The sequence below is a fragment of the Haemophilus parahaemolyticus genome, assembly GCF_018373095.1.
GTDB lineage: Bacteria > Pseudomonadota > Gammaproteobacteria > Enterobacterales > Pasteurellaceae > Haemophilus_A > Haemophilus_A parahaemolyticus_A.
The window spans coordinates 1-6,794 of sequence record NZ_JAHAHT010000093.1; the positions used below are offsets into that span (position 1 = coordinate 1).

Here is a 6,794-nt window from a genome sequence, read left to right on the forward strand (position 1 = left end):
TGGAATCTCTGCTAATTTTACTGGAATACGGCGTTCTTCGCCTACCTCGCCAATCAATTTCCCGTCAGAGGTGAAAATTTGCATCGGCTGTTGTAACTCAACGGTTTTAAGCGTTGAAACATCTGGCAAATTTTCACGAATATGAATGTAGGCAACAACGCCCGCAAGCCCTGCCACAATTAGCAGAGTAAGTAAAGCACTAAATATTATTTTTGCGATCTTCATCGAAAAAATCTCTTTTCCTAAATGACAAATAAATTAAATCGCCAATAATGTTGGCGTAAAGTTAACTAAGTATAAACGAAAAAATGGCTAAAAGTGTCAAGCAAATGTAATTTTTTGATCAGTGAATGAAGGATTTTTTATGTCATTGCTTACAACCTTTTTCTCAAAAAAATCGCAAAAATGTTTGCCCATCGGAATTGCAGAAGATGAAACTCATTATTGCGTCTCCTATTTAGAGCAAGATCAACCAATAGTAAATTTTTATCCTAAATCGACCGCTTTAATTGATATTTTAGCAACAATTTCTGATTTTGCAGGCAAAAAGAAGCAGATTATTCGCCCTGTGCCATATCACTATATTTGGAGGAAATATCTGATTCAACCGTTGAATGTGGATAAAGAAACGATTTTTCGTCAGGTGATTCAAACCATCAAACAAGAGCTGCCCATTGCAATGGATGAAGTCTATTTTGATTATCAAGTTTTACCTCATAAGGCTCAAAAAATTACTCAAATTATTATTTATGCACTGAGAAAACGTTTTGCTGACCCTTTATTGCTAGATATAGACACTGTTTTAGATTGCGAGTTGCAATGCTGGCGAAGAGGATTTCATTTTTTAATGCAATCCCCACCTCAAGATGGACAAAATTATGCGTATAAAGAGAAATTTTTTACATTTAAATTAAATGAGTTAAGCATTCAAAATGAATGTAATGAAAATTATTTAAGTCTGAATGATTTAGTTTTTCCAGAAAATATCTTTTCTAAAGAGCTATATATTCTTGCGTTAGGTGCTTGCTTGTGGAAATAAAAAGAAATATCAACTTAAGTTCATTATTACAGAAAAACTGGGTGGACAAAACTGCAAAAAATATATTTAAGCTGATAATTATATTTCTTTTTATCATTGGCTTATTGGTATGTTCAAATCTTTACAAAGAAAATAGCAAGCATAAACTTTCAGTGATTACACAGCAGTTCAATAGACAACAAGAAGAGCTTTCACAAATTGAGCAAAGTTTAACAAATCTTACACCACTACCGATTAACTACACAAAAGTATTCAGAAAAGAGGAGCTAAACAATTTGGTTAATTTATTAGAAGAATTACCTGTAAAAAGTGCGGGAATTAGCGTTATTCGATTTTATGTCGATCAAGGCTTAAAGCTAAAAATTACTGGCAGCTATCAACATCAGCAAGATTTTGAAAAGTTAGAAAATTTCTTTAAAGAGAGTGGTTTTAGCGTCAATATTGAATATTTACAAAGCAATAATAAAGCAAAAGCTGATTTTAGCATTATTGTATATAAAGAAAATAAATAAGATGAAAAAGCGTATTTCTCACTATTACTTTAATCCAACCAAAGCAGGATATCAGTTATTGAGTAAAATCAATCAATACTTTTTTCAGATTGCCATTTCTTTAGCTATTATTTTGCTTGTTTATCCGCTTATTCAGTTGGTCAAGATTTCACAGCAGATTACAGATAACAAAAATCAGCTAAATATCATTAAGATGGAGATTGAAAATAAAGCACAATCTTTAACAGAAAAATTAGCTGAAAAAGACGATACCAATAATGCAAAACTCACACCGACAAAAGTGAATCAACAGCTGGAGACGCTTTTTCATCAATATGATGCAGAAATCAGTGGAATGCAGTGGGAATTAGATCAGGATAAATTACTGCATATTACGATTATACAAAAAGCAAAATCTTTATTTGAAATTATTTCGGAATTAAATCAGCTTGATTTTCTCTTTTACAAAGAAGTAACGCTAACCCGTTTAGATTATAAAAATTTAGTACAATTAAATGCGACTTTACAGCTAATGGAAAAATAAAATGAAAAAGTATATACCGCTACTCTTTTGCTCTCTATTTTATACCTCACATAGTATAGCTGATCCTTTTTATGGAGAAGAACAAGAAAAAGAACGCACATCAAAAACAAAATCAACGATTGCAAAGAAGGGCGTAAAAACAACCTCTTGTGAGCTGTCTGAAAATGCCAATATCGTCAATATTCCTATTGAATTTGAAGAGCTGAAATTAGTTGGGGTATTGAAATATAACAATATAACAAAGGCTTTATTTATCGATAAAAACAACCAACTTTTTGATTTTTCTCAGAATGATTTTATTAAGGATAAGAGTATTCAAATCAGTGAAATTAATACCAAAGCAGTAAAATATACTAATTGGGATCTAACTGATGATTGCAACAGACCTTATCAAATTACATTAAAACTCTAATTTTTAGCAGGACATTTATGAAAAAGTGGCTATTATTATTTTCAGTTTTTCCACTCTCGCTATTAGCAAACCAAGTTTCGCTCGTGTTAAAAGATGCTCCGACAGCTGAAGTGGTTTCTTATTTAGCCAGTGAAGTGGGTAAAAATATTGTATTGCATCAAGATCTTGAAAGTAAAAGTAATATTCGTATTGAAAATAGCCAGTTTGATGAAATTTTAAAAAGTATCGCTAAAATCAATAAACTCAATATTCAACAAGAAAATGGCATCTATTATATTAATGAAAAAACAAAAGAGGATTTAAATGAAAAAATAAAGCTTCTTAATGAAGAAAGAAAACTACAATTAGTCACTCGTACGGTGAAATTAAAATATGCAAAAGCCTCTGAAGTAATTGATTCACTCACAAAGGGAAGTGGATCATTTTTAAATGATGGTGGGTATATTCATTTTGATGAGCGAAGCAATAGTTTAATTATTAAGGAAAATGCTGCATCCATTAAAAATACGTTAGCTTTAATTAAAGAGCTAGATAAACCAACCGAACAAATTGCCATTGAAGCTCGTATTGTAACCATCAGCAGCAAAAATTTGCAGGAACTTGGCGTGCGTTGGGGTATGTTCTCCGCAGATAGTAGCATTGAAGGAGTAGCAAGAAATAGTGGGCGAATGCAAGATTTAAATGTGAATTTTCCCGTGGTTGCAGGTGCTTCAGCGACGTTACAAGTCGCTTCGATTAATTCTAAATTATTGGATTTAGAACTCTCTGCTCTTGAACAAGAAAACAGTGTAGAAATTATCGCAAGCCCCCGTTTGCTGACGACTAACAAAAAATTGGCAAGCATTAAACAAGGAACGGAAATCCCTTATACAATCTATGATCGCAAATCGGAAACCTACGATATTTCTTTTAAAGAAGCGGTTTTAGGCTTGGAGGTAACGCCACATATTTCAGAAAATAATCAAATTTTGATGGATTTAGTCGTTACCCAAAATTCGCAAGGGCAATCGGTTGGTAATGCCAACTCAGGCAACACCGCAATTGCGATTGATAAACAAGAACTGAATACGCAAGTATTCGCCAAACACGGTGAAACTATTGTTCTTGGTGGAGTATTCCAACATTTGAAATCAAAAGATAGCGATAAAATCCCTGTGCTTGGTTCAATTCCGTTTCTCAAGCGGTTATTTAGCTATCAAAAAGATCAAATTAATAAACGTGAATTGGTGATTTTTGTGACGCCTTACATTGTGCAATCAAAAGATGTTGCGGTGGATTTCTCGAAAACGAAAGAAAAAAGCCCAAAACGATAAAGAAAGTATCACAAAATTATGCTAAAATTCGGCAATATTTTTGATTATCGAATTAACTAGAGGTTATATGAAACTTTCCCCTCGTCGCCGTGCTAGAGAGTGTGCGGTTCAAGCATTATATTCTTGGGTAATTTCGCAAAATAGCGTAGAACAAATCGAATTAGTTTTCCAAACCGATAATTTTGCGTCTGAAGATCCAGAAAGCACAGGTCAAGTGGATCGTGCATTATTTACTCGTTTATTACGTGGCACAGTGGCAAATATTGAAGAGATTGATGCTTCACTTCGTCCATTTTTAGATCGTAACGAAGAAAATGTTGATTTAATCGAACGCAGCATTTTACGTATGGCGGCTTATGAATTACATTTTGAACAAGATACCCCATACAAAGTGGTGATTAACGAGGCGATTGAGGTAGCAAAAGCATTCGGTTCAGACGACAGTCACAAATACATCAACGGAATCTTAGATAAATTAGCACCAGCACTTGGACGGAAATAATTTATCTACTTATTTTAAAGCGAGCAAAGTCTCGCTTTTTTCATTTTGAGAATAATTATTTGAGAGAACAAAATGGGTGAATTTGATCTGATCAAGCGGTATTTTTTACGAAAAAGTTTGCAAAATGATGTGATCTTATCGGTAGGAGATGATTGTGCGATTACTAGTATCCCAACAGGCTACCAACTTGCGATAACCACAGATACTTTGGTGGAAGGCACGCATTTCTTGCCTTCGATTTCTCCTGCTGATTTAGCTTATAAAAGCGTTGCGGTAAACTTAAGCGACTTAGCCGCGATGGGTGCAACGCCTACTTGGATGTCGCTTGCACTCACCTTACCCGAAATCAAAGAAGAATGGTTAGCTGAATTTAGCCAAAGTTTATTTGCCATTTTAGAGCGTTATGGAGTGAGTTTAATTGGGGGCGATACCACTAAAGGCTCGCTTTCGATTACCCTTACTGCTCAAGGTTTTTTGCCTGAAAATCAAGGTTTATTCCGCCACCAAGCCAAAGTGGACGATTGGATCTTCGTTTCAGGCTTTTTAGGCGATAGTGCTGCAGGGCTCAATTTACTCCTAAAAAATCGCAAAATAGAGAACGAATCTGACCGCTATTTAATTCAACGCCACCTTCGCCCAACGCCTCGTGTCGAACTCGGTTTAGCCCTTCGCTCATTTTCTTGCTGTGCATTGGATATTTCTGATGGATTACTTGCTGATCTGGGACATATTTTAGAACGTAGCCAAGTTGGTGCGGAAATTTATCTCGAAAATCTACCGCTTTCACGCCATTTATGCACCCAATACGAGCAAATACAAGCAGAAATATTGGCTTTAACAGGAGGGGAAGATTATGAGCTTTGCTTTACCGTGAGCGAAGAAAAACGCGAAGAAATGGAGCAAGTTTTATGTTCGCAGGGGATAAAAGTGACTTGTATCGGCAAAATCCTTCCCCAAACAAGCGGTCTAAATTTACTCAAAAATGGCGAAAAAGTCGCATTGCCAGAACATTGTGGTTTTGACCATTTTGGCTAATAAATTATAGGTTTATTATAAAAAGAGGGAAAAAGTGGAAAAGAAAATCAATTTAAAAAATCCCGTACATTTTCTAGCAATAGGATTTGGTTCAGGCTTATTAAAGCCCGCACCAGGCACTTGGGGTACGCTTGCAGGCTTAATGCTCTCTATTTTACTTTGGAATATAACCCAATCAAACCTATTTTTTATTTTTCTCGCCGTTATTTCTTTTATTTTGGGCTGCTATCTTTGCCAAAAAACAAGCAATGATTTAGGCGTACACGATGATGGAAGAATAGTTTGGGATGAAATTGTCGCCATATTTTTAATGTTCACTTTTTTACCTGAATATAATTGGTTTGCTTATATTCTTACTTTTATAAGCTTCCGCATTTTTGATATTTTAAAACCTTATCCAATTCGTTATTTTGATGAAAAATTAGAAAGTGGACTGGGAATTATGGTTGATGATATTCTTGCCGCTATTTTTGCTTTAATCTCGTTATATATTATTTATTGGATAATGTAATATGCTGACGATTTTATTGATTCATTTAGTTGGCTTAGCAAGCCCAGGACCTGATTTCTTTTATGTGGTTCGCCAATCAGCAAGCCACTCCAGCAGAGCGGGTATTTTAGCTTCGATTGGAATTGCAATGGGGATTATCTTTTGGGCAGCTTTTGCAATTTTCGGCTTATCGTGGTTAAAACATAGCGTTGGCAATGTGTTGCAATATGTAATTATGTTATTAGGCGGTAGCTATTTAGCTTATTTAGGCTTGAAAATGGTTCGGGTGAAAGATAATGCAAAATTTAGTGAAGAAAAGACCGCTTTATTAGAATTAAGCTCCATCACAGAAATTCGCAAAGGTTTAATGATCAATATAATGAATGCCAAAGCAGGCGTTTATTTTACTAGCGTTATTTCTGCATTTTTAGACCAGTTTACTGAAACTTATCAGCTTTTTGAATTGCTGTTTTTATTTGTTTTTTCAACCTTTATCTATTTCTATTTAGTCGCACTATTATTTTCGCGTAAACCAATTCGCCAATTTTATGCAAAAAACAGCCGCTATATTGATAATGTAGCAGGGATAATATTCTTTGGGTTTGGATTAAAATTAATTTATGAAGGAATAAATTATCTCATTTAACTCTAAGCAATATTAAGATAGTGATCAATTTATTTAAAAAACAGCATAAAGCAGTTTTTTTAAGCAAATAAAAGATCTATACTAACTCCAATTATTTCTATTGTTTGGAGTTTTTATGTCAGACCGTTCCCCTAACATCACCACCCACGATCCCTTTGGTAGCTTGCTCGGTTATGCCCCAGGTGGAGTCGAGATTTATTCGTCGGATTACAACACTGCCGATGAAAAGGAGTTTCCCAATGATGCGGCGTTTCGTAGCTATGTCGGGCGGGAATATATGGGCTACAAATGGCAGTGCGTGGAGTTTGCCCGCCGTTATTTA

At 34.8% G+C, this 6,794-nt stretch carries 9 protein-coding genes and 2 pseudogenes; 10 read left to right on the plus strand and 1 reads right to left on the minus strand.

All coding sequences use genetic code 11. The annotated features are described in order from the left end of the window. Positions 1–225, minus strand: a pseudogene (locus KH943_RS08370) (penicillin-binding protein 1A); the annotation flags it as partial. Positions 226–364: 139 nt separating this feature from the next. Between KH943_RS08370 and KH943_RS08375 the strand changes: the two are divergent. The 10 genes and pseudogenes from KH943_RS08375 to KH943_RS08420 form a co-directional block, all read left to right on the plus strand. Further along, complete coding sequence (locus KH943_RS08375) at positions 365–1,039, plus strand: competence protein ComA (RefSeq protein WP_304109928.1); 675 nt, start codon at positions 365–367, stop codon at positions 1,037–1,039. A 41-nt stretch (positions 1,040–1,080) separates the two neighbouring features. Continuing rightward, positions 1,081–1,551 carry a hypothetical protein gene (locus tag KH943_RS08380; protein ID WP_304109930.1) on the plus strand — a complete coding sequence of 157 codons (471 nt, stop codon included), beginning with the start codon at positions 1,081–1,083 and terminating at the stop codon, positions 1,549–1,551. A gap of 1 nt (position 1,552) precedes the next feature. Beyond that, positions 1,553–2,074, plus strand: a complete 522-nt coding sequence (locus tag KH943_RS08385) for a hypothetical protein (RefSeq protein ID WP_304109932.1) — start codon at positions 1,553–1,555, stop codon at positions 2,072–2,074. A 1-nt stretch (position 2,075) separates the two neighbouring features. Beyond that, a complete protein-coding gene (locus tag KH943_RS08390) occupies positions 2,076–2,486 on the plus strand; it encodes a pilus assembly protein PilP (protein ID WP_304109934.1) in 411 nt (136 codons plus the stop codon). Between the two features lie 17 nt (positions 2,487–2,503). Continuing rightward, a complete protein-coding gene (gene pilQ, locus KH943_RS08395) occupies positions 2,504–3,799 on the plus strand; it encodes a type IV pilus secretin PilQ (protein WP_304109936.1) in 1,296 nt (431 codons plus the stop codon). Positions 3,800–3,866: 67 nt separating this feature from the next. Continuing rightward, positions 3,867–4,301, plus strand: a complete 435-nt coding sequence (nusB, locus tag KH943_RS08400; RefSeq protein WP_005707302.1) for a transcription antitermination factor NusB — start codon at positions 3,867–3,869, stop codon at positions 4,299–4,301. A 72-nt stretch (positions 4,302–4,373) separates the two neighbouring features. Then, positions 4,374–5,336, plus strand: coding sequence for a thiamine-phosphate kinase (thiL, locus tag KH943_RS08405; protein ID WP_304109939.1), 963 nt, complete (start codon positions 4,374–4,376; stop codon positions 5,334–5,336). Between the two features lie 34 nt (positions 5,337–5,370). Then, on the plus strand, positions 5,371–5,847 hold the full coding sequence (locus KH943_RS08410) for a phosphatidylglycerophosphatase A family protein (RefSeq protein ID WP_304109941.1): 477 nt from the start codon (positions 5,371–5,373) through the stop codon (positions 5,845–5,847). 1 nt (position 5,848) lies between these two features. Beyond that, the gene (locus tag KH943_RS08415; protein ID WP_304109943.1) at positions 5,849–6,472 is read left to right on the plus strand and encodes a LysE family transporter; all 624 of its coding nucleotides are present in this window, start codon (positions 5,849–5,851) and stop codon (positions 6,470–6,472) included. 115 nt (positions 6,473–6,587) lie between these two features. Next, a pseudogene (locus tag KH943_RS08420) lies at positions 6,588–6,794 on the plus strand (bifunctional glutathionylspermidine amidase/glutathionylspermidine synthase); the annotation flags it as partial.

Excerpts from the sequence above, each read along its gene's own strand:
- KH943_RS08375 (WP_304109928.1), top strand. The coding sequence starts at position 365 with ATGTCATTGCTTACAACCTTTTTCTCAAAAAAATCGCAAAAATGTTTG.
- KH943_RS08385 (WP_304109932.1), top strand. The coding sequence starts at position 1,553 with ATGAAAAAGCGTATTTCTCACTATTACTTTAATCCAACCAAAGCAGGA.
- KH943_RS08390 (WP_304109934.1), top strand. The coding sequence starts at position 2,076 with ATGAAAAAGTATATACCGCTACTCTTTTGCTCTCTATTTTATACCTCA.
- pilQ (WP_304109936.1), top strand. The coding sequence starts at position 2,504 with ATGAAAAAGTGGCTATTATTATTTTCAGTTTTTCCACTCTCGCTATTA.
- nusB (WP_005707302.1), top strand. The coding sequence starts at position 3,867 with ATGAAACTTTCCCCTCGTCGCCGTGCTAGAGAGTGTGCGGTTCAAGCA.
- thiL (WP_304109939.1), top strand. The coding sequence starts at position 4,374 with ATGGGTGAATTTGATCTGATCAAGCGGTATTTTTTACGAAAAAGTTTG.
- KH943_RS08415 (WP_304109943.1), top strand. The coding sequence starts at position 5,849 with ATGCTGACGATTTTATTGATTCATTTAGTTGGCTTAGCAAGCCCAGGA.